At 73.3% G+C, this 19836-nt stretch carries 20 protein-coding genes and 2 pseudogenes; 9 read left to right on the forward strand and 13 right to left on the reverse strand.

Features of this window, described 5'->3' with window-relative positions:
• Nucleotides 1–113: 113 nt before the first annotated feature.
• The 4 genes and pseudogenes from J7462_RS13470 (at nt 114) to J7462_RS13485 (ending at nt 4072) form a co-directional block, all read left to right on the forward strand.
• On the forward strand, nt 114–1322 hold the full coding sequence (locus J7462_RS13470; RefSeq protein WP_219464369.1) for a sensor histidine kinase: 1209 nt from the start codon (nt 114–116) through the stop codon (nt 1320–1322).
• A gap of 124 nt (nt 1323–1446) precedes the next feature.
• Nucleotides 1447–2588, forward strand: a pseudogene (locus J7462_RS13475) (hypothetical protein); the annotation flags it as partial.
• Entirely contained in the window at nt 2558–3274 is a 717-nt protein-coding gene (locus J7462_RS13480; protein ID WP_208570427.1) for a response regulator transcription factor, read from the forward strand. The pseudogene J7462_RS13475 and the gene J7462_RS13480, both read left to right, overlap by 31 nt.
• Nucleotides 3275–3349: 75 nt before the next feature.
• Nucleotides 3350–4072 (forward strand): hypothetical protein, encoded by a 723-nt coding sequence (locus tag J7462_RS13485; protein WP_208570426.1) that lies wholly within the window; start codon nt 3350–3352, stop codon nt 4070–4072.
• 869 nt (nt 4073–4941) lie between these two features.
• On the opposite strand, the gene J7462_RS13490 is transcribed toward J7462_RS13485, so the two are convergent.
• The 9 genes and pseudogenes from J7462_RS13490 to J7462_RS13530 all read right to left on the reverse strand — a co-directional run bounded on the left by J7462_RS13490 (nt 4942) and on the right by J7462_RS13530 (nt 14732).
• Entirely contained in the window at nt 4942–5691 is a 750-nt protein-coding gene (locus J7462_RS13490) for a 1-acyl-sn-glycerol-3-phosphate acyltransferase (protein WP_219464374.1), read from the reverse strand.
• 84 nt (nt 5692–5775) lie between these two features.
• Nucleotides 5776–7836 (reverse strand): glycogen debranching N-terminal domain-containing protein, encoded by a 2061-nt coding sequence (locus J7462_RS13495; RefSeq protein WP_219464376.1) that lies wholly within the window; start codon nt 7834–7836, stop codon nt 5776–5778.
• Nucleotides 7836–8206 (reverse strand): annotated as a pseudogene (locus tag J7462_RS13500) (SCP2 sterol-binding domain-containing protein). The gene J7462_RS13495 and the pseudogene J7462_RS13500 overlap by 1 nt, the downstream one beginning before the upstream one ends.
• A gap of 214 nt (nt 8207–8420) precedes the next feature.
• Complete coding sequence (locus J7462_RS13505) at nt 8421–8837, reverse strand: CBS domain-containing protein (protein ID WP_219464378.1); 417 nt, start codon at nt 8835–8837, stop codon at nt 8421–8423.
• A 124-nt stretch (nt 8838–8961) separates the two neighbouring features.
• A complete protein-coding gene (locus J7462_RS13510; protein ID WP_219464379.1) occupies nt 8962–9987 on the reverse strand; it encodes an aspartate-semialdehyde dehydrogenase in 1026 nt (341 codons plus the stop codon).
• Nucleotides 9988–10304: 317 nt separating this feature from the next.
• A complete protein-coding gene (locus J7462_RS13515; RefSeq protein ID WP_219464380.1) occupies nt 10305–11651 on the reverse strand; it encodes a pitrilysin family protein in 1347 nt (448 codons plus the stop codon).
• Nucleotides 11648–12940, reverse strand: coding sequence for a pitrilysin family protein (locus J7462_RS13520; RefSeq protein WP_219464381.1), 1293 nt, complete (start codon nt 12938–12940; stop codon nt 11648–11650). The genes J7462_RS13515 and J7462_RS13520 overlap by 4 nt, the downstream gene beginning before the upstream one ends.
• 313 nt (nt 12941–13253) lie before the next feature.
• Nucleotides 13254–13523, reverse strand: a complete 270-nt coding sequence (locus J7462_RS13525) for a hypothetical protein (protein ID WP_307799436.1) — start codon at nt 13521–13523, stop codon at nt 13254–13256.
• Between the two features lie 54 nt (nt 13524–13577).
• Complete coding sequence (locus J7462_RS13530; protein ID WP_219464382.1) at nt 13578–14732, reverse strand: alkaline phosphatase PhoX; 1155 nt, start codon at nt 14730–14732, stop codon at nt 13578–13580.
• A 313-nt stretch (nt 14733–15045) separates the two neighbouring features.
• Here J7462_RS13530 and J7462_RS13535 point away from each other — a divergent pair, with 313 nt between their 5' ends.
• The 3 genes from J7462_RS13535 to J7462_RS13545 all read left to right on the forward strand — a co-directional run bounded on the left by J7462_RS13535 (nt 15046) and on the right by J7462_RS13545 (nt 16703).
• Nucleotides 15046–16149, forward strand: coding sequence for a 3-deoxy-7-phosphoheptulonate synthase (locus J7462_RS13535; protein ID WP_208568481.1), 1104 nt, complete (start codon nt 15046–15048; stop codon nt 16147–16149).
• 37 nt (nt 16150–16186) lie between these two features.
• Nucleotides 16187–16429 carry a hypothetical protein gene (locus J7462_RS13540; protein ID WP_208568480.1) on the forward strand — a complete coding sequence of 81 codons (243 nt, stop codon included), beginning with the start codon at nt 16187–16189 and terminating at the stop codon, nt 16427–16429.
• A gap of 64 nt (nt 16430–16493) precedes the next feature.
• A complete protein-coding gene (locus tag J7462_RS13545; protein WP_219464383.1) occupies nt 16494–16703 on the forward strand; it encodes a hypothetical protein in 210 nt (69 codons plus the stop codon).
• Nucleotides 16704–16769: 66 nt separating this feature from the next.
• Here J7462_RS13545 and J7462_RS13550 read toward each other — a convergent pair whose 3' ends face one another.
• From J7462_RS13550 to J7462_RS13560, 3 genes are read right to left on the reverse strand one after another with little or no spacing between them, the layout of a single operon-like run.
• Nucleotides 16770–17312, reverse strand: coding sequence for a DUF1360 domain-containing protein (locus J7462_RS13550; protein ID WP_219464385.1), 543 nt, complete (start codon nt 17310–17312; stop codon nt 16770–16772).
• Between the two features lie 54 nt (nt 17313–17366).
• On the reverse strand, nt 17367–17684 hold the full coding sequence (locus tag J7462_RS13555; RefSeq protein ID WP_219464387.1) for a hypothetical protein: 318 nt from the start codon (nt 17682–17684) through the stop codon (nt 17367–17369).
• A complete protein-coding gene (locus J7462_RS13560; protein ID WP_208568476.1) occupies nt 17684–18004 on the reverse strand; it encodes a DUF6158 family protein in 321 nt (106 codons plus the stop codon). The genes J7462_RS13555 and J7462_RS13560 overlap by 1 nt, the downstream gene beginning before the upstream one ends.
• 128 nt (nt 18005–18132) lie before the next feature.
• On the opposite strand from J7462_RS13560, the gene J7462_RS13565 reads away from it, so the two are divergent.
• A complete protein-coding gene (locus J7462_RS13565; protein WP_219464388.1) occupies nt 18133–18555 on the forward strand; it encodes a hypothetical protein in 423 nt (140 codons plus the stop codon).
• 24 nt (nt 18556–18579) lie between these two features.
• Nucleotides 18580–18909, forward strand: coding sequence for a DUF3817 domain-containing protein (locus J7462_RS13570; protein ID WP_208568474.1), 330 nt, complete (start codon nt 18580–18582; stop codon nt 18907–18909).
• Nucleotides 18910–18921: 12 nt separating this feature from the next.
• On the opposite strand, the gene J7462_RS13575 is transcribed toward J7462_RS13570, so the two are convergent.
• Nucleotides 18922–19440: a DUF6232 family protein gene (locus J7462_RS13575; protein WP_219464389.1), complete on the reverse strand. Its 519-nt coding sequence runs from the start codon at nt 19438–19440 to the stop codon at nt 18922–18924.
• Between the last annotated feature and the right edge of the window lie 396 nt (nt 19441–19836).

Below are 19836 nucleotides of genomic sequence, written 5' to 3' on the forward strand. Positions count from 1 at the left end.
GACACGCCGCACACCAAAGGTGAACAGTTAGAGCTGCTCATGTTATTCTCCGGCGTCGATGCACCGCCGAGCAGACCCAGACGGGTCACCGCCCGAAGGACGCACTCCCTCCGATGTCGGCCCTGCCCGCTCCGACCTCGTCACCGTCGTTGCTGGACCGGCCGGCCGGTGGCGCGCTCCAGCTCATCTTCACCACCCTGCCGGCGCTGCTGCGGCTGACCTGCGGGCTGTTCGGTGCGGTGACCGCGCTGGCGGTGCGTACCCCACCGGTGCGGGTGCCGCTGCTGCTGGCCGCCGTGGCCGCACTCACCGGCTGGTCGCTGTGGTATTCGGCGCGCGCCCTGCGGGTCGGCATCGGCCCGGGGCTCGTCGCCGGGGACGTCACGTTCACCGTCGCGGCAAGCCTGCTGGCCCCGCTGCTGGTCGCCCCGGAGGTGCTGCCCGGCGAGGGTAGCTGGCTCGCCGTGCTGGCCAGCACCACCGTGATCAACGCGCAGGCCACCGCGCCGGCCCGCTGGTCGGTGCCGGCCGGCCTGCTGGTCACCGCCGGATACGCGGCCGGCACCTCGGCCGCCGGCAACACCGTCGAGGCCGGCGCGCACGCGGCGACCCTGCTCATGCAGACGGCCTGCACGGCGATGATGGCGGCGGTGATGCGCCGCTGGATCGGCCGCGCCGACACCGCTTTCGCCGACTTCCAGCGCCTGCGCCGGCACGTGGTGCTGGCCCGCACGGCCCGCGAGGTCGAACGGCGGCAGAACCGGGACCTGCACGACACCGTCCTGGCCACGCTCACCATGGTCGGATTGGGTGCCCTACCGGCCGGCTCGGCGGCGTTACGCGACCGTGCCGCCGCCGACCTGCGTACCCTGGTCGGCCTCGCGCACGCCCGGGCCGGCCCGGTGGGCGATCCGACCGACGCCGGCCCGACCGACGCCGGCCCGGTCGACGCCGACGCCGGCCTGCGCGCGCTGCTCGCCACCCACCCGCAGTTGCGGGTGACCGCCACGCTGCCGCCCTGCGCGGCACCCGCCGGGGTGACCGCCGCCCTCGTCGACGCCACCGCCGCCGCGCTGGCCAACGTGGCCCGGCACGCGCCGGACGCCACCGTAACCGTGCGGCTGGGCCGCAGCCACGGCGGCATCGTGGTCGAGGTGGTCGACGACGGTCCCGGTTTCGACCCGGCCACCATCCCCCTGCACCGGTACGGGGTACGCGAGTCGATCCGGGGCCGGATGGCCGAGGTCGGTGGCCGGGCGGTGGTGACTTCCGCCCCTGGCATGGGCACCCGGATCACGCTGGAGTGGCCGCATGTCGACTGACCTCAACGCGACCGGTCTCGGCGCGACTGGACTCGGCACGACCGAACTCGGCACGACTGACCTCGGCACGACCGAACTCGGCACGACTGACCTCGGCACGACCGCCTCGGCCCGCGTACCCCGGCCGGAGCAGAGGGCGACGGACCCGGCGGCGGCCGACGGCCCGGCGGTCGACGTGGCCCGTGCCTCGGACCGGGGGCCCGGATCGCGGCGGTCGCCATCGCCCTGGTGTGGCACGTCGCGATCGGGCTACCGGCGGTGCTCGGCGCCTGGCCCACGCTGGCCGCCCCCACGGTGGTGGCGGCGGGTTGGCTGGCCGCCTGCGCCATCGGCTGGTACGCCGCGCACCGGCTGCTGCACGGCCTGCTGCCACCGGCGCTGCCACTGGCGGCGGCCCTGCTGGTGGTCGACGCGGCGGTCTTCGCGGCGGCCGGCCGCGAGCAGCTCTTCGCCGCCGCGAACTGGGCGTGGACGGGGCTGGCCTGGTTCTTCGTGGTGGTGCTGTGGGGCCGGCGGATCCGCTGGATGATCGTCCTGCTGGCCGGGCACGCGGTGATCGCGCTCACCGCGCTGGTCGGTGACGGGGCGACCGCCCCCGCCGACCTGACCCGCTACGCGATGTACGTCTACGGCACCTCGTCGCTGCCGGTGGCGGTCTTCACCGGGGCCGCGGTGATCGCCACCCTCGCCCGGGAACGCGCCGACACCGCCACGGCGACCTTCGCCGTCCGCGCCGAACGGGACGCCGCCGAACGGGCCTGGGCGGACCGGCGGGCCCGGCTGGCGCTGGTCGGCGGGGCCGCCGAACAGGTGCTGGCGGAGTTGGCCGACGGCCGCGCCGACCCGACCGACCCGCTCGTGCAACGCCGGTGCGTGCTCGCCGCGACCCGGCTGCGTCGGCTGATCGCCGAGTCCGACGACGTGCCGGACCCGCTGCTGCACGAGCTGCGGGCCGCCGCCGACCTGGCCGAACGCAACGGGCTGCCGATCGAGTTGATCGCCATCGGCACGCCGCCACCCCTGCCGGTCGAGATCCGCCGACGGCTGGCCGACCCGCTGGCCGCCGCGCTCGCCGACGCCACCCGCTGGGCCCGGCTGACGGTGGTGGCCAACCCACAGGAGGTGGTGATCAGTCTGGTGACGCCGGACGTTAACGGTCCAGCGGCCGTCGATGCGCCAGCCGACCCGGTGGGCGAGCAGGTGGAACACGTACTCGAACGGGACGGGGAGATCAGGTGGACGCAGACCCGATGGCGTCGGCCATGAGCGGGGAAGCCCCGATCGGGGTGTCGATCGTCGACGACCATCCGGTGGTGATCGACGGGGTCCGGGCCTGGCTGACCACCGAGCCCCGACTGCGGGTGCTCGCCACCGGCGACGACCCGGACCTGGTGCTGCGGGCCGCGCCGGAGGCCGACGTGATCCTGCTGGATCTGCGACTGCACGGGCGGATGATGCTCGACAAGCTGGCCGAGCTGAGCGCCGCCGGCCGACGGGTGGTGGTCTACTCCGAGCACACCGACCCGGCGACCATGCTCGCCGTGCTCGACGCCGGGGCGACCGCGTTCCTGGCCAAGCACGAGGGGCGGGAACACTGCGTGGCGACGGTGCTGGCCGCCGCCAGCGACCGCCCGTACGTGCCGCCGGCGCTGGCCGGGGCGATGGTGGGCGATCCGCGCCCGGACCGACCGGCCCTGTCGGACAAGGAACGGGAAGCGCTGCTGCTGTGGTTCCAGTCGATGTCGAAGGCGTCGGTGGCCCGCCGGATGCAGATCAGCGAGCACACCGTCAAACAATATGTGGACCGGGCACGGATCAAGTACACCCGGGCGGGCCGACCAGCCGCCACGAAGGCCGCGTTACTGGCCCGGGCGATCGAGGACGGCCTCGTCCGGCCGGAGGAGATCGGCATCTACCGGTCACAGGCGTCGTACGACCGGCCGACCCCCTAACGGGTGTCATGACAGCACACCAGGGGTCGACAAGGCTGAACGCCCGAAGACCACTGCGCGGGGGAGGTCGTGACCATGCGCGAGGACAAGTCCCCGTTCTTCATCGCGCCACACCGGTTCGACGCACCGGAGGACGACGCCGCCCCGGTGCTCGACCGCCGTTACGAGCTGGTCCCGGAACCCGGCGAACGGGTGCTCGGCCGCTATCCGACGTCGGTGGCCGGCTGCCTGGTCAGCCCGACCGGGGCCCGGGGGCACTGGGTGCTCCCCGCCCCCGCCTCGGTCACCGTCACCGACCGCCGGCTCGCCTACGTCTGCCTCGCCGGTGACCTGGCCCTGGTCGCCGGGAAGATCGACTCGACGGGTGTCCGGCACCGGCGCAACGTCCGGCTGCCCCGCCTGGTCAGCGGACAGATCCGCTGGCAGTGGCCGTCCCGGCTGGAGCTGCGGACGACCGGTCCCACCCAGGACGCCACTGCGGAGGCGGAACTGCTGGTGGTCTGCGACGCGCTGCGTACGATCCAGCAGCCGGCCCTGGCGCTGGGCGGCACGGTCGGCACGGTGACCGAACTGGCCCGGCTGATCCGCCGGACGGTGGCCTGCTTCCGGGTCACCCGACCCGAACTGGTGGAGTTGGCGCCCCCGGAGCGGGACGTACTGATCCGGCGGGCCACCGCCGCACCCGTGACCGGCGAGGGGCGGGTGACCCTGCCCGGATCACTGCCGGTGGAGTTCCTGTCCCGCGAGGACTACTACCGCGTCCCGGAACGGGCCGGCAAGGACGCGGTCGGCAGCTGACCCCACCCTGACCTGGGCCTGCTGTGGGCCTGGTCTGGGCCTGCTGTGGGCCCGGGCTGGGCCTGCTGTGGGCCCGGGCTGGGCCTGCTGTGGGCCCGGGCTGGGCCTGCTGTGGGCCTGGGCTGGGCTGGACCGGGCCTGGATCTGGCCCATCTGCCTGGCCGGGACGGCCGGTAGGTGTACCTCTCAGCGTCCTTTCGACCTGATGACGTTGACGAATCGCCGACGATGCCCGTCCCCCGGGTACCGGACCGGCGGGCGGCGGTTGCGTCGCAAAGCTCTCAGTGGTGGGGCGTGTATCGGCTTCCCCCACAGATGTCGAGCCACCGCGTCGACCAACCTGGCCGGGTCGGAACCCGCCAGCCGCGTCGACCAACCCGGCCAGGTCGGCCCAGCGAGCCAGGTTGTCCGGCCCGGCCAGGCCGGGACCAGCGAACCGGGTAGTCCGGCCCGGCAAGGTCCGCCCAGCGACCCGGGTTGTCCGGACCGACCAGGCCGGGACCAGTCGGCCACGCCGGCCACGCCGGTCGGGTCGGCCGGGTCGGCCGGTCGGACCGGTCATGCCTGAATCGCTGACGTCATCAGCTCGAAAGGACGCGAACACCACCCTCTCCCCCCGACCCGCCGACCTCCGTCCGCCCGGAATGTCCGCACCGCCCCCAGCACCGCCCGCACCGCGCCCGCGCCTGCGACAGCGGCTGCGGCTGCGACAGCGGCTGCGCCTGCGGCTGCGGCTGCGGCTGCGACAGCGCACGAGGCCCACCCGAACGGCGGCCGGAAGGACGGCCAGGACAGCCGTCAGGGAAGGGTCGAGGGGCAGGACGACCGGCCGAGCGGCGGGGAGACCGGGCAGGGAAGGCGACCGGCAGTCAGGAGGCGGTCGAGCGGCGGGGGCGGCGGTCCAGTTCGGCGGCCTCCTGCGGGTTGGGCGCGGTCCCGCCCAGGTGGGCCGGCTGCCACCAGGTGTCGTCCGGGCCGGACGGCTTGTCCGGGTACTCCTGCTGGGCCCGGTCGACCAACGCTGACAGCCGGGTCTTCAGCTCCGCCGTCATCGTGTTGGCGTCCGGGTACGCACCCGGGTCCATCGGCTCACCGAGCAGGATGGTGATCGGGGTGTGCCGCCGGGTCAGGGTCTTCGGCCGCCCCTTGGTCCACAGCCGCTGGGTGCCCCACAGCGCCACCGGCACCAGCGGCACCTCCGCCGCCTGCGCCATCCGGGCCGCCCCGCTCTTGAGCTCCTTGACGGTGAACGAGCGGCTGATCGTGCCCTCCGGGAAGAGACCGACCGCCTCGCCGCGACGCAGCGCGTCCACCGCCGTGTTGTACGAGCCGACGCCCGCCGACCGGTTGACCGGAATGTGCTTCATGCCGCGCATCAGCGGGCCGGAGACCTTGTGCGCGAAGACCTCGTGCTTGGCCATGAACCGCACCAACCGCCGGGAGGCGTGCGCCCCGTACCCGCAGAAGATGAAGTCGAGGTAACTGACGTGGTTGCTGGCCAGCACCACCCCACCGGTCCGGGGGACGTGGTGGTTCCCGTCGACGGTCAGGCGCAGGTCGAGGACCCGGAACAGCGTCTTGGCGGCGGTGATCACGGGCGGGTACACGAGTTCCGGCATCCGGTGACTTTACCCCGCGAGGGTTGCGCGACCGTCGGACGGAGCCGCCGCAGCGGGACCCCCGGCCGACGGGCGCAACCCCGGTCAGTCGGCCAGCCTGTCCAGGTCGAGGCGGCCCCGGGCGAAGGCGTCCACCCGCCCCCAGCGACCCGGGATGTCCAACACCTCGATGCGGCCCATCCCGACCGGCAGCACCGGCTCCACCGCCAGGTGCCCCTCGTGCGGCTCCAACCCGAGCATGGTGCGCAGCAGCAGCAGCGGCGCCCCCGTCGACCAGGCCTGCGGGCTGCACGCCGTCGGGTACTCGACCGGGAACTTGGTCTGCTCCCGGGGGTAGCCGCCGAACGCCTCGGGCAGCCGCCCGTCGAAGTAGGTGGCCGCGTCGAGGATGCCGCTGGCGATGGCGGCGGCCTCCTCGGCGAAGCCGTACCGGCGCAGGCCCCAGGCGATGAAGGAGTTGTCGAACGGCCAGATCGTGCCGTTGTGGTAGCCGATCGGGTTGTACCGCACCTCCCCCTCGGCGAGGGTCCGCACCCCCCACCCGGTGAACAGCCGGGGCCCGACCATGTGCTCGGCGATCTTCTCGGCCCGGTCGTGGTCGACGATCCCGCTCCACAGCAGGTGCCCGATGTTGGAGCTGAGCACGTCGCACTGTCGGCCGTCCGGGTCCAGGGCCAGCGCGTAGTACTCCCCGTCGGCCACCCACCAGTCCCGGTTGAAGCGTTCCTTCAGCGCCGCCGCCTCCTGCTCCAGCCGGTCGGCGAACGCCGGGTCACCCCAGAACTCCCGGGCCATCCGGGCCGCCCGCACCTTCGCGTCGTACGCGTAGCCCTGCACCTCGCAGGTGGCCCGGGGGAACGGCGGCAGGCTGCCGTCGGCGTACGAGATGGAGTCCCAGGAGTCCTTCCAGCACTGGTTCTCCAGGCCGGTCTCGGTGTTGCGCCGCTCGTACCAGATGTAGCCGTTGCCGGCCAGGTCGGCGTAGTCGTCGATCCACCTCAACGCGGCCCGGCACTCCCGTTCCAGCTCCCGGACCAGCGCGGCGTCCCCGCTCCACCGCTCGTACTCGTCGAGCAGCACCACGAACAGCGGGGTGGCGTCCACCGAGCCGTAGTAGGGCGAGTGCGGCTGCTCCTCGAACGCGGCCGTCTCGCCGTAGCGCATCTCGTGCAGGATGCGGCCCGGGTCCTCGTCGCGGAAGTCGTCGAACCGGCTGCCCTGCAGCGACGCCAGGATGCGCAGCGTGGTCTTGGACAGTTCCGGGGCGAACGGCAGCACCTGTAGGCAGGTCAGGATGCTGTCCCGCCCGAACATGGTCATGAACCAGGGCAGGCCGGCGGCGGGCAGGGTCTGGCCGCCCAGCGACAGCGGCGCGAACCGCAGCGCCGCCAGGTCGACCAGGCTGCGCCGGTAGATGGCGGCCAACTTGTCGTGCTCGCTGTTGACCTTGGGTGCCTTGGCGATCCACTCCTCCAGGTCGTGCTGGAGGGCGAGCCGCTCGTGGCCGTGCGCCGTCACCCCCAGCCGCAGGTCCCGGCCCCCGGGGCCGAGCGCGAAGGTCTGCACGTCGATATCGGCGTTCCACTGCTCGTTGGGCTCCAGGTGCACCGAGTACACGAAACCGTTGCGGTCGTATCGGGCCGGCCGGGACGACGAGATGACCGTCTCCCGCACGAAGTTGCCCCGCCGGTAGCCCAATCGCAGCCGGTCGGACTCGGCCTCGGCGTACAACTCGCCCTTCTTGTTGAGGATTTCGTCCTTGACCTGGAAGAGATCCGCGAAGTCGGCCCCGGCGTCCATCCGGACCTCCAGGTCGACCGCCTTCTCGTCGTGGTTGAGGATGGTCAACTGTTCGCGGAAGCTACCGCCGACCGCGCGTTCCCGGATGATCGACAGCTTGGCGTCGACGTAGTGGGTGGCCATCCCGGGCACCAGGAAGAACCGCGCCTCGTAGTACTGGAGGTCGTCGTAGGACAGCGCGTTGAGCCGTTCCCCGTTGACCGTCAGCACCCAGCGGGACAGGAACCGCATGTCCAGGGAGAACAGGCCGGTCGGCTCGCTCGGCGTCGCCTCGATGTCACCGGTCTCCTCCGAGACGACGAACGTGTTGCCGTCCAGGATCCGGATCGTGTTGCTCTGTCCCATCACCGCACCTCCCGCTGGTGGCGGCCGCGGGGCCCCGGGCGTCCGGGGAGCCGGGGAAGATCCGCTCGATCTGGACCACCAGCCGGGCGTCACCGGTCACCGTCATGTCGCCGCGCAGCACCGCCGCCAGTCCGTTCTCCCGGCCGGCGGCCATCTCCTCGAACAGCGCCGGAGTGGTGCCGACGACGGTGTCCGCCTCCCGGTCCTCCTGGCTGACCGTCAGGTCTCCCCGGTCCACCCGGAGCAGCCAGTGGGTGGTCTGCGCCCCCTCGTGCAGATCGAAGCGCAGCGTCCCGACCGCCTTGTTCAGCAGCGGCTCGTGCTCCCGCCGGTCCAGGCTCTCGAAGAACCTCGTGGTCGCGTCCACCATCGGGCCCTCTCCCCCGTCGTCCATGCGCCTGCCAGTACCCGCACCGGGTGCCCGCCGGGCCCGCCGCCAACCTCGCCCGGATCGGGTGAGGACCCGCCCGGCCGGCGGCCGGCCCGGCCCCACCCGGCGGAGGGCGGCCAGCGGCACCCGCAGACAGCGACGACGCCGGGCCCCGGAGGTTCCCGGGGCCCGGCGTCGTGGCCGTGGCGGCAGGTCAGTTGTTGGGGTCGTCGGCGCTGATGTCCGCGAGCACCGACTGGGGTTCCCGCTCCACCGCGAGATCACCCATCGACACCAGGCCCACCAGCCGACCGTCGTCCACCACCGGCAGCCGGCGTACGGCGTAGGTGCGCATCAGGTCGGCGGCGGCGACCGCGTCGTCGTACTGGCTGACCGTGATCACGTCCCGGCTGGTGATCTCGCTGAGCCGGGCCCGGTTCGGGTCCAGATCCTGGGCCACCCCCCGGACCGTAATGTCCCGGTCCGTCACGATCCCCACCACATCGTCACCCTTAGTCACCACCACGTCACCGATGGCGCTGTCCCGCATCTCCTGCGCGGCGGCGGCGAGGGTGTCGTTGCCGTCCATCGTCACCAACCGGGTCGTCATGAACTCTCCGACCGTTGTCATGGTGCTCCCCTCTCGGTGTCGGCACGGCGGTCTACCCGCCGGCCCCGAGCAGGTAACACCCCGCTCAGCGCAGCCCGGCAGCCGTCAGTCCAGCCCGGCGACCATCAGCGCGGCCCGGCGACCGTCAACGCAGCTCGGCGGCGACCAGCTCGGCGAGCTGCACCGCGTTCAACGCGGCACCCTTGCGCAGGTTGTCGTTGGCGCAGAACAGCGCGAGGCCGTGCTCGACGGTCTCGTCGGCGCGCAGCCGGCCGACGAAGGTCGGGTCCTGGCCGGCCGCCTGCAACGGCGTCGGGATGTCCGACAGGGCCACCCCGGGCGCACCGTCGAGCAGCTCCCGGGCCCGCTGCGGGGTGATCGGCCGGGCGAACCGGGCGTTGATCTGCAACGAGTGGCCGGTGAACACGGGCACCCGGACGCAGGTGCCGGAGACCTTCAGCTCGGGGATCTCCAGGATCTTGCGGCTCTCGTTGCGCAGCTTCTGCTCCTCGTCGGTCTCGAACGAGCCGTCGTCGACGATCGAACCGGCCAGCGGGAGCACGTTGAAGGCGATCGGCCGGGCGAAGGAGCGCGGCGCGGGGAACTCCACGGCAGACCCGTCGTGGGCCAGTGCGGTGGCCCCCTCGACGACCTTGCGGACCTGCTCGTCCAGCTCGGCGACCCCGGCCAGGCCGGCCCCGGAGACCGCCTGGTAGGTGGCGACGACCAGGCTGATCAGCCCGGCCTCGTCGTGCAGCGGGCGCAGCACCGGCATCGCGGCCATCGTGGTGCAGTTCGGGTTGGCGACGATGCCCTTCGGCCGGTCGGCGAGCGCGTGCGGGTTGACCTCGGCGACGACCAGCGGCACCTGCGGGTCGGTGCGGAACGCCGACGAGTTGTCGATCACCACCGCGCCGGTCGCGGCGACCCGGGGGGCCAACTCCTTCGCGGTGCCCTTGCCGGCGGAGAAGAGCACGATGTCCAACCCGGAGTAGTCGGCGGTCGCCGCGTCCTCCACCGCGACCTCGCCGTCCCGCCAGGGCAGAGTGCGCCCGGCCGACCGGGCCGAGGCGAACAACCGCACCTGCTCCGCCGGGAACTCGCGTTCCGCCAGCACCTGCCGCATGACCCCACCGACCTGGCCGGTGGCTCCCACAATGCCGATCCTCATGCCCGCGAGGCTACCCAGCCGCAGGCCCACGGCGGGAAACGTTTCCCACCGCCCGGATCGCCGCCCGCCCGTCGGGCCGCCGCCCCGGCCGGCCACCGGACCGCAAACCACCCGACGGTACGCCCCGAACTCCCGCAGGATCGGCCGCGACCGGGCCGTCCGGCCGCAGCATCCGCGCCGCCGGCCGGGCCCGGCCGGCCCGGGGCGACGCGACCGGAATCACACCGCCCCGGGCACCACCCGGTCCTCACCCCCGTGGCCACGCACCCGCCGGACGCCATCCCACCGGCATGGCCGCTCACCCCGCCGGACGCCGGTCAACCGGCGTGGTCGGTCACCTCGCCGAGGCCGGAGGCGACCAGTTCGTCGCGGATCAGTGCCGCGTCGCCCTCGATGACCAGGGTCAACGCCTCCGGGTGCAGATGGGTGGCGGCAGCCGCGGAGACCTGCGCCACGTCGGCGGCGAGCAACGCCTCCCGCAACCGGGCGTGGTAGTCGTCGGGCAGGTCGTGCACGACCAGGGTGGTCAACGCCGAGGCGATCGCCCGCGGGCTCTGCAACTCGACCGAGAGCTGGCCCGCCCGCCAGGACCGGGCCACCGCCAGCTCGTCCTCGGTCACCCCACCCACCCGGGTACGGGTGATCTCGCCGACCGCCTCGACCAGGGCCGGCGCGGTCACCGCCGTCTGCACCCCGGAGCTGACCGCGAACCGGCCGAACCGGCGGGACGAGGCGAAGTCGCCCCGGATGCCGTACGTGTAGCCGCGTACCTCGCGGATCAGGTGGTTGAGCCGGGAGGTGAACGCCCCACCCAGCACGGTGCCGGCGAGCGTCATCGGCACGTGGTCGGGGTGGGCGCGGTGCGGCGCCGGGTGCCCCAGCCGCAGCGTGGACTGCACCGACCCGGGCCGGTCCACCAGGATGATCCGCCGGCCGGTGGGCAACGGCACCTCGATCGGGCCGCCCCGCTCGACGGGACCGCCGCCGGTGCCGGCGAAGGCCGCCGCGCCCAACGCGTCCAGGTCGAGCCGGTCCAGGTCACCGGCGACGACCAGGGTGCCGGGGCGCAGGAACCACTCGGAGTGGAAGACGGTGACGTCCTCCACGTCCAGTCCGGCCACCGAGTCGGGGTCGCCGTACAGCGGACGGCCCCACCGGTGCTGCGCACCGAACAGGTCGGCGCGCAACACCGCGTCGGCGCGCGGGCCGGGGTTGGCCCAGTCCATCCGCAACGCGGTCGCCTCGTCGTCGCGGACCCGACGCACGTCGTCCGGGTCGAGCCGGGGCGTCCGCACCGCCTCGGCGAGCAACTCCACGGCCGCGCCGAGCCGGTCCACCGGCACCTGCACGCTGACTTGGAAGGTGTCCCAGTCCAGGCCGGTGGCCAGTTCGGTGCCGAGGCCCTCGACGGCCAGCGCGAAACCGGTGGCGTCCCGGTGCGCGGTGCCCTCCTCCAACGCCTTGGCCAGCACCGCGCCGAGCCCCTCCTTGCCCACCGGTTCCCGGCCGGCGCCCGCGTCGAGCAGCAGCAGCGCCACGGCGAGATTCTGGCCGGGCAGGTGCGCGGCGACCACCCGGCCACCGGCGACGTCCCGCCGGACCACCGTCGGGAACCGGTACGGGCGGGCGGTGCCCGGGCCCGGCCGGGTGGTGATCAGCGTCATGAGGTCTCCTCCGGCAGGTAGGTCAGGGTCACCCGGTCGGTGGGGGTGAACAGGTCGGCGGCCAGCTCGGCGATCTGCCCGGCGGTCACCGACAGCCAGCCGGGCAGCCGGTCGGCGGTCTTCGCCGGGTCGCCGAACTGGGTGGCGTACCGGCCGAGGGCGTCGGCCCGGCCGTCCACCGTGGCCATCTGCCGCCACCACGCGGTGCTGAGCAGCGCCTTGGCCCGGTCCAGCTCGGTGGCGGTGACCGGCACGGTGGCGAGTTCGTCGACCACCTCGGCGACCCCTGCGGCGAGCCGTTGCGCGCTCACCCCGGGGCGGGCGGTGGCGGTGGCGATCACCGGTGCCGGGGCGTGCGCCAGATCCACCCCGTACGCGCCGACCAGGTCCGGTTGGGCGAGCCGTTCGCCGTCGGCGAGCCGCTGGTAGAGCCGGCTGCCCCGGCCGCTGCCGAGCACGGTGGCGGCCACCGTGGCCACGTCGTAGCCGGGGCTGCCGAACGGGTGGGTGCGGTGCGCGACGTACACCCGGGCGGCCGGTACCTCGGCGGTGACCGTCTCGACGGCGGGCCGACCGGTGCGGGCGACGGTGTGGCCGTCCGGCGCGGCGGGGATGTCCCCACGGGCCGGGATCGCCCCGAAGTACCGCTGCGCCAGCGCGAACACCTCGGCGGCGGTGGCGTCGCCGACCACGGTGAGCACGGCGTTGTCCGGCGCGTAGTAGGTCTGGTGGAACGCCTGGAAGGTGGCCAGGTCGGCGGCGTTCAGATCGGCCATCGACCCGATCGTCGCGTGGTGGTAAGGGTGCCCCGGCGGATAGAGCAGCGGGAGCAGCCGCAGCCACGCGTCGCCGTACGGGACGTTCTCGTAGCGCTGTCGACGCTCGTTCTTGACCACGTCCCGCTGGTTGTCCAGGGTGTGCTGGGTCAGCGCGGGGACCAGCCCGCCCATCCGGTCGGCCTCCAGCCACAGGGCCAGTTCCAGGTGCTCGGCCGGGACGGTCTCGAAGTAGTTCGTGCGGTCCGGGTTGGTGGTGGCGTTGAGTGAGCCACCGGAACCCTGGATCAGTTTCATGTGTTCGGTCTTGGCGACGTTGACCGAGCCCTCGAACATCAGGTGCTCGAAGAGGTGGGCGAAGCCGGTCTGGCCCGCCGGCTCGTGGCGGGAGCCCACGTCGTACCAGAGGTTGACCGCGACCGCCGGGGCGGTGCGGTCCTCGCTCACCACCACGCGCAGGCCGTTGTCCAGTCGGGTCGTCTCGATGGGCCAGGGGTAACCGCTGTCGGGCATGACCCGACGCTATCCGATCTCCAGGTCGCGATGGCGACGTGTCGTCACCCGGCCACGCCGCGCCGCCACCCCACTCCTGACCACCTCTTGCCCTGACCATCTCTTGCCCGACCGCCCTCGCCCCCGCCGCCCCGCACCCCGGCCATCCCGCTCCTGACCGCCCGGCCGCCCCTCGCCCCGGCCATCCCGCTTCCGATCAGGACGGGACTGGAACGGGCCAGCGCGATACGGAATGGATCAGGACGGGACTGGACTGGTGAGCCGTGGACAGGAACAGGGCAGCGGCCGGGGCGGGGCGGGTCAGTCGGACGGGTCAGTCGGGGGGTTCGATCGGGGGGACGGTCTCTTCGGAGGTGCGGTGTTCCAGCACCGTGTCGGGGGCGGCCCCCTGGTCGGCCTCGCGGAGATCCGACTCGGCGAGGATCGCCTCGGCCTGGGCCTGCGGGTCGTCGCTGCCGACCGCCGCCTCCTCGGGCAGCAGGTGGGCCCGGGACTCCACCCGTTCCTGGTCGCTCTGCTCGTGGGTCATCATGTCGATGTCGATACCCCATCGACGCCCCCGCCACGCCACAAACTCCCCCACCCGCAACGAACCTTCACACATGCCACCCGGGAGGCGGGGCGGGGGTGGGTGTGGTCAGGAACGGAACGGGCCGCGCACCTCGTAGGTGATGCCACCGGCGGAGATGCCGGCCGTGCCGCGCTGGGAGGAGAAGTAGAGCCGGCTGCCGTCGGGGGAGAACGCCGGCCCGGTGATCTCCGAGGAGGACTGCCCGGTGATCCGCAGGAACGGCGTCACCACCCCGCTCGGGGTGATCAGGTTGATCTCCATGTTGCCGCCGTCCTCGGCGACGTAGAGGTCACCGGAGCGGGTGCCGGTGATGTTGTCCACCCCGGTCAGCGGGGCGGCGCCGGTCACCAGCGAGTCGTCGTACGCGAGGTCGATGCGCTGGCCGACCGCGTCGTACGCCCAGACCCGGTTGTCGCCCTTGGTGGTGAACCAGCAGGTGCCGTCGGCGTACCAGCAGCCCTCGCCGCCGGTGAACCGCTTCGCCCCGGCGACCTGGTTGCGGGTGGCCGTCGGCGAGCCGTCCGGGTCGGGCACCCGGGCCCAGCTCACCGGGCCGCTGGTGGCGGTGCCGGCGACCAGCACCTCCAGGGTGCCGGCGGAGAGGTCACCCCAGACGGTGGGGCGGAACCGGTAGAAGCAGCCGTCGGTCTCGTCCTCGGTCAGGTAGATCACCTGGCGGACCGGGTCGGCCGCCGCCGCCTCGTGTTTGAACCGGCCCAGCGCGGGGCGCTGCACCGCGGCGGTGCCGCCCTGCGGGTAGGTCTCGTAGACGAAGCCCCGGCTGATCTCCTCGCAGGACAGCCAGGTGCCCCACGGGGTCGCGCCACCGGCGCAGTTCTGGTTGGTGCCGGACAGGATGCGGTACGCGGAGGTGACCGTGCCGTCGGCGGCGAACCGCACCGCCGACGCGCCGCCGCTGGGGGTGACCTCCGAGTTGGAGACGTAGATCCAGCCGGTGCCGGCGGCGAAGCAGGCGCCTCCGTCGGGCGCGGGATGCCAGGTGTACGAGGTGCCCGGCACCGTCTGCCGGGAGCGGGCGATCACCCGGCTGGTGAAGCCGGCGGGGAGTTGGAGGCCGTTGCCGTCGGCGCTGCCGAGCGGCCCGTAGGGGCCGGTGCCGGGCTGGGCCGGTGCGGCGGACGCGGCGCCGGACCAGAGGCTGCCGGCGAAGGCGGCGGCCCCACCGGCGACGGTGGCGCGCAGGACGGTACGACGGTCCATCGGAACCTCCGGGGGATGCGAGCGGTGCCGCCGAAGTTACCGACGGTGGCAGTGCCGGAGGTGAACGTCAGACGAGGGTTGGCCGACGGGCGGATGAGTCCTTGCCTCCGCCTCGGGTACGCTTGCGGGCGTGACGCGTACGTATCGATGGTTTAGGCAGCCGGCTGCGGAGCCGGTGACCTCACCATGAGCTGACGTCACCGCGTTTCGAGCCGGCCGGGCAGGAGCCTTGAGCTTCCTGCCCTTCTGTTTACGAGCAGCCGGCTCGACCCGGGCACCGGCCCCGGGCACGGTCGGCGGAAGGACTCCCACCGTGACGACCCCGGACAACGGGCCCACCCCGGACAACGGCGCGGTCATCGACCAGCGGATCGACCGTGTCGTGCCGCTGACCACCCCCGCCCTGCTCCTGCACGAGCTGCCCCTGGACCCGCCGCTGGCCTCGGCCGTGCTGGCCGGTCGGCGTGACGTCGGCCGGGTGCTGGACCGCGCCGACGACCGGCTGCTGGTGGTGGTCGGCCCATGCTCGGTGCACGACCCGGCGGCGGCACTGGAGTACGCGCACCTGCTGCGCGAGGCTGCCGACCGGCACGCCGACGACCTGCTGGTGGTGATGCGGGTCTACTTCGAGAAGCCGCGTTCCACGGTGGGTTGGAAGGGCCTGATCAACGATCCGGCGCTTGACGGTTCCGGCGACGTGAACACCGGCCTGCGTACCGCGCGGGCGCTGCTGCGCGACGTGGTCCGGTTGGGGCTGCCGGTGGGCTGCGAGTTCCTCGACCCGATCACCCCGCAGTACATCGCCGACACGGTGGCCTGGGGCGCGATCGGGGCCCGGACGGTGGAGAGCCAGGTGCACCGGCAGCTCGCCTCCGGCCTGTCCATGCCGATCGGTATGAAGAACCGCCCCGACGGCAGCATCGGCACCGCCGTGGACGCGATCCGGGCCGCCGGGGTGCCGCACGTCTTCCCCGGCATCGACGTCTCCGGCACCCCGGCGATCATGCACACCCGGGGCAACGCCGACGGGCACCTGGTGCTGCGCGGCGGCGGGGGCCGACCCAACTACGACGCCGAGTCGGTGGCCGGGGCGTTGGACCTGCTGCGGGCGGCCGGGCTGCCGGAGCGGCTGGTGGTCGACGCCAGCCACGCCAACAGCGGCAAGGACCACCGCAACCAGCCGAGGGTGGCCGCCGACGTGGCCGCCCAGCTCGCCGCCGGTCAGCGCGGCATCGTCGGCATCATGTTGGAGAGTTTCCTGCTGGAGGGCCGCCAGGACCTGGACCCGACCCGGGAGCTGACCTACGGCCGGTCGGTCACCGACGCCTGCATCGACTGGGACACCACCGCGGAGGTGCTGGAGCACCTCGGGGCCGCCGTCCGGGCCCGCCGGGCCACCCTGCCCACCCCGGCCTGACGGGTTTGACCGTTTCGGCCCCGGGTAGCAGGGCGGGGTGACCGACGACGCGCCCATGACCGGCGACCTGCCCGGGACCGACCAGCCGGACCTCCGGCAGCTCGACGAGCTGCTGGACGAGATCTACCACGGCCAGGAACGGCTCAGCCAGGCCGACATCTACCGCTCGGCGGTCAGCGCGGACCTGCCGGCGGAGCTGCTCACCCGGGTCGCCGCCCTCCCCGAGGGGGAGTACGCGGTGGACGAGGTGGCCGACCTGCTGGGTGGGTCGGCAGGCTGACCGGCCGTCACCGGGGTGAGCCGGATGCCGGGGTCACGCCGCCGGCTGCCGAGAGGAGATCGAGATGTCCGACCATGAGGAACACCACGAGCGGGTGCCGGCCCTCGGCCAGCCCCCCGAAGGACTGGACACCCTGCCCGAGCCGGATTTCGCCAACGAGCACGACCGGACCGCCGTCGACCGGGACGTGATCACCGGCGCGGACGCCGACGAGCGGGAACCGGAGGCGTCGCGCGGTTGGGCGGGCGAGGACCACGGCACCACCCCCACCTGAGCGGGCGGCGACGGATGACGGGAAGGGGCCGGCGGACACGATCCGCCGGCCCCTTCCGCGTACGGGTCACCCCTCGTCGTGCCGGCCGCCCTCGGCGGCCTGCTGTGCCACCGCGTACCCCATCTGGAGGAAGTCGGACGCGGCGACGGCGGTCAGCGCGGTCGCCACCAGCCGGGTCAGCCGGGGGGCCAGCACCAGGCCGCCGGTGAGCCCGGTGGCCACCCACACGGCCAGGCAGAACGGGCAGCTGAGCAGCTCACCGATCGCGTGCCGGGTGGAGCTGCCCTGGTCGCGGACCTGCTCCATCACCTCGCCGCTGCCGATCGGGCGGTCGTAGCGGGTGAACGGGGCCCGTAGCGGGCTGGTCACCGCGTCCTTGGACAGCAGCCGGCTTAGCTTGTGGGTGGCGACGGCCAGCAGCACCACGTCGCCCGGGGCGGGCCGTTCGGGCACCGGCCGGCCGGTCACCTTCACCAGTGCCGCGATGGACGCGGTCACCCCGGCGTAGGTGCCCATCGCGGCCAGGTAGCCGCCCAGCGGCCGGTGCTCGTGCGGCGCGTACGCCTGGCGCAGTCGCGCCACCTTCTGCTTCAGACCACCGTCGGTCACCGGGGCTCCTCGCTCGTCGTTCGCATCAGTGGGCGGTTCGTGGCATCCGTCGGATCAACCCGCAGTGAGGTTCTCGGCGACCTCGCGTTCGAGGTTGGCCAGGGACTCGTCGGCCAGCCCGGCGGCCGACCCGGCGGGCAGTTCCAGCCGCACCCGGGCACCGCCGGAGTCGCCCGGGGTGACCTCCAGTTCGGCCGCCCCGTCCGGGCCGTCCCAGCGGGCCCGCAACTCGTGGTCGTACCGACTGGTCGGGGCCGCGCCGTCGGCCCGCAGCGGCGCGGGCAACCAGGCGTCGATCCGGTCGGGGTCGGTGGCGGTGCTGAACACCACCTCGGGCGGCGCGGACATGCCGCGCTCGGCGGGGGTGGCCATCACGCCCCCCGCAGCCGGTGCGGGTCCACCTCGCGGCCGGGGTGCCGGGCCAGGTACTCGGTCTCCAGTTCGGCGGTGCGCCGCAGGTGGTTGGCGAGCGCCGAGTCGGCGGCGTGCCGGAGCGTGTCGAGCCGGGTGCGGTGCAGGCTCTGCAGTTCGCGGATCAGGTCGTCGTCGCCGAGTTCGGCCGGGTCCACCCCGATCAGTTCGCCGTCGGTTTCGGAGAGCACGGTGGTCGGGTGGTGGACGTGGTCGCCGTCCCACTCGGGCATGCGCTGCTCCGGGCTGCCGTCGCCGGACCGGTGCGCTGATGCGGTCATGTCGCCCCCTCGGGTTCGACTGGGCTGGTGTCTAGACGGTTGCCCAGACCAGGTGTCACCAAACCCGTCGGCGCGCTGGCTACGACGCCGCGTCGGAGACGGCGTGCCGTCCCGGTACCCTCGACGGCATGAAGCGGCTCTGGACACCGGCGTGGATCCTCCGCCACGTGGCCCTGGTCGTCCTGGTGACGGGCTTCCTGGCGCTGGGCTGGTGGCAGATCAGCCGGGCCGCTTCCGGCAACACGCTGAGCTGGGCGTACGCGGTGGAGTGGCCGATCTTCGCCGGCTTCGTGGTCTTCGTCTGGTGGCGTGAGGTCCGGCACACGCTGCGTGGTCCGCGCGCCGGGTCGCCGTCGACCACCGCGCCGGACCCCAGCGGGGCGGCCTCCCCCGGACCGGCCACCCCGACGGTACGCCGCCCGGTGCGGGTCACCCGGGTGCCGGCCGCCCCGGCCGACGGTGCGGACGACGCCGACCTGGCCGCGTACAACCGCTATCTGACCTGGTTGAACGACAATCCGGGCGCGAGGCCCGGCGACTATCCCGGCTGAGGCCGGTCGGAAGGACGGACGACGGTGGGCGGAGCCCTTACCCGGTACCGCGTGATCGCCTGGATCGTGGGCGTGGCGCTGGCCGTGCTGGTGCTGATCGGCATGCCACTGAAGTACGCGTTCGACGAGCCGATCGTGGTGGCGGTCGTCGGCACCGCACACGGCTGGCTCTATCTGCTCTACCTGGCCGCCACCTTCGATCTGGGGCGTCGGGTGGACTGGCCGTTGAAGCGGATGCTGCTGGTGATGCTCGCCGGCACGGTGCCGTTCGTGTCGTTCGTGGCGGAGCGGAAGGTGACCCGCGAGCTGGCGGCCACCGCGCACCCCCGTACGCCGGAGCCCGCGGCTCTCTGACGGCGGCCGGTGTCAGCGGGTCGGTCGCCAGTGGCGGGTGGTGGGTGACGGGTCGTCGGCGTCGGGGTAGCGGTGTTGTTCGCGGGCCTGGTGCAGGGCGTCGACCACCTGGTCGAACTGCTCCCGGTCGTCGCTGCTGAACAGCAGCAGCTCGGTGCCGTGGCAGTGGCCGTGCAGTTCGTGGGCCGGTGGCCGCCAGCGGTCTCCGAGCAGCACCAGCAGCACGGGCAGCAGGCACACCACGCCCAGCCCCAGGTACGCCCCGGCGGTGAGCCGCTCCAGCCCTCCGGTGAAACCGAGCAGCACACCGGCCGTGCCCGCGCCGACGGCGGCGAGCGTGACGATCCGGGCGGCGAGCCGGTCGTGCGGCCCCCGTCCGGTCCGTAGGTGGGTGAGGTCGGCGACGGCGTAGCTGCTCCGGCCGGCGGTGAACCGTTCGGTGGTCACCACGATCCCGGGCCGGGCGTACAACAGGGTGGTCGGTCGGGACCAGCGTGGCGGCGGTCGGGTGCTGGTGCGGTCTGCCTGCACGGCGTCCTCCCAGGGGGCCGGCGGGGCCGGTGGACCCCACCGCGACGCCATCTGCGCACGGCGGGATTCCCGGCCGGGGCTCCATTCTGTTACCGGCACGCCCGGCCCGCGCTCCGATTTCCGACAGTTCCGACGAGCGCCACCTACCCGACCGCCGGCATCTGACCACCAATTCGGTTTTATCCGGCTTTACCGTCTCGATCCACGCCGGCATCCGTCTGGAACGACGAATGGGACCTTCCTCGCCAACCACTCAGAAGTCGATGCCCGGTCGTCCGCCGGGCACCACCGGCGCCACCTGCCACAACGACCCGCCGCAGCGCTCCGCCAACATTCGCCGCGGCTTTGTCTGCGCGTCACTCCCGCCACAGGTTAGGTTGATCGGGCCGGCACGGT

The sequence above is a fragment of the Micromonospora sp. RL09-050-HVF-A genome, assembly GCF_019374995.1.
GTDB classification, from domain to species: Bacteria; Actinomycetota; Actinomycetes; order Mycobacteriales; family Micromonosporaceae; genus Micromonospora; species Micromonospora antibiotica.

Coding starts and splice junctions, on each gene's coding strand:
- J7462_RS13470 (WP_219464369.1), top strand. CDS start 114: ATGTCGGCCCTGCCCGCTCCGACCTCGTCACCGTCGTTGCTGGACCGG.
- J7462_RS13485 (WP_208570426.1), top strand. CDS start 3,350: ATGCGCGAGGACAAGTCCCCGTTCTTCATCGCGCCACACCGGTTCGAC.
- J7462_RS13490 (WP_219464374.1), bottom strand. CDS start 5,691: ATGCCGGAACTCGTGTACCCGCCCGTGATCACCGCCGCCAAGACGCTG.
- J7462_RS13495 (WP_219464376.1), bottom strand. CDS start 7,836: ATGGGACAGAGCAACACGATCCGGATCCTGGACGGCAACACGTTCGTC.
- J7462_RS13505 (WP_219464378.1), bottom strand. CDS start 8,837: ATGACAACGGTCGGAGAGTTCATGACGACCCGGTTGGTGACGATGGAC.
- J7462_RS13510 (WP_219464379.1), bottom strand. CDS start 9,987: ATGAGGATCGGCATTGTGGGAGCCACCGGCCAGGTCGGTGGGGTCATG.
- J7462_RS13515 (WP_219464380.1), bottom strand. CDS start 11,651: ATGACGCTGATCACCACCCGGCCGGGCCCGGGCACCGCCCGCCCGTAC.
- J7462_RS13520 (WP_219464381.1), bottom strand. CDS start 12,940: ATGCCCGACAGCGGTTACCCCTGGCCCATCGAGACGACCCGACTGGAC.
- J7462_RS13530 (WP_219464382.1), bottom strand. CDS start 14,732: ATGGACCGTCGTACCGTCCTGCGCGCCACCGTCGCCGGTGGGGCCGCC.
- J7462_RS13545 (WP_219464383.1), top strand. CDS start 16,494: ATGTCCGACCATGAGGAACACCACGAGCGGGTGCCGGCCCTCGGCCAG.
- J7462_RS13555 (WP_219464387.1), bottom strand. CDS start 17,684: ATGGCCACCCCCGCCGAGCGCGGCATGTCCGCGCCGCCCGAGGTGGTG.
- J7462_RS13560 (WP_208568476.1), bottom strand. CDS start 18,004: ATGACCGCATCAGCGCACCGGTCCGGCGACGGCAGCCCGGAGCAGCGC.
- J7462_RS13565 (WP_219464388.1), top strand. CDS start 18,133: ATGAAGCGGCTCTGGACACCGGCGTGGATCCTCCGCCACGTGGCCCTG.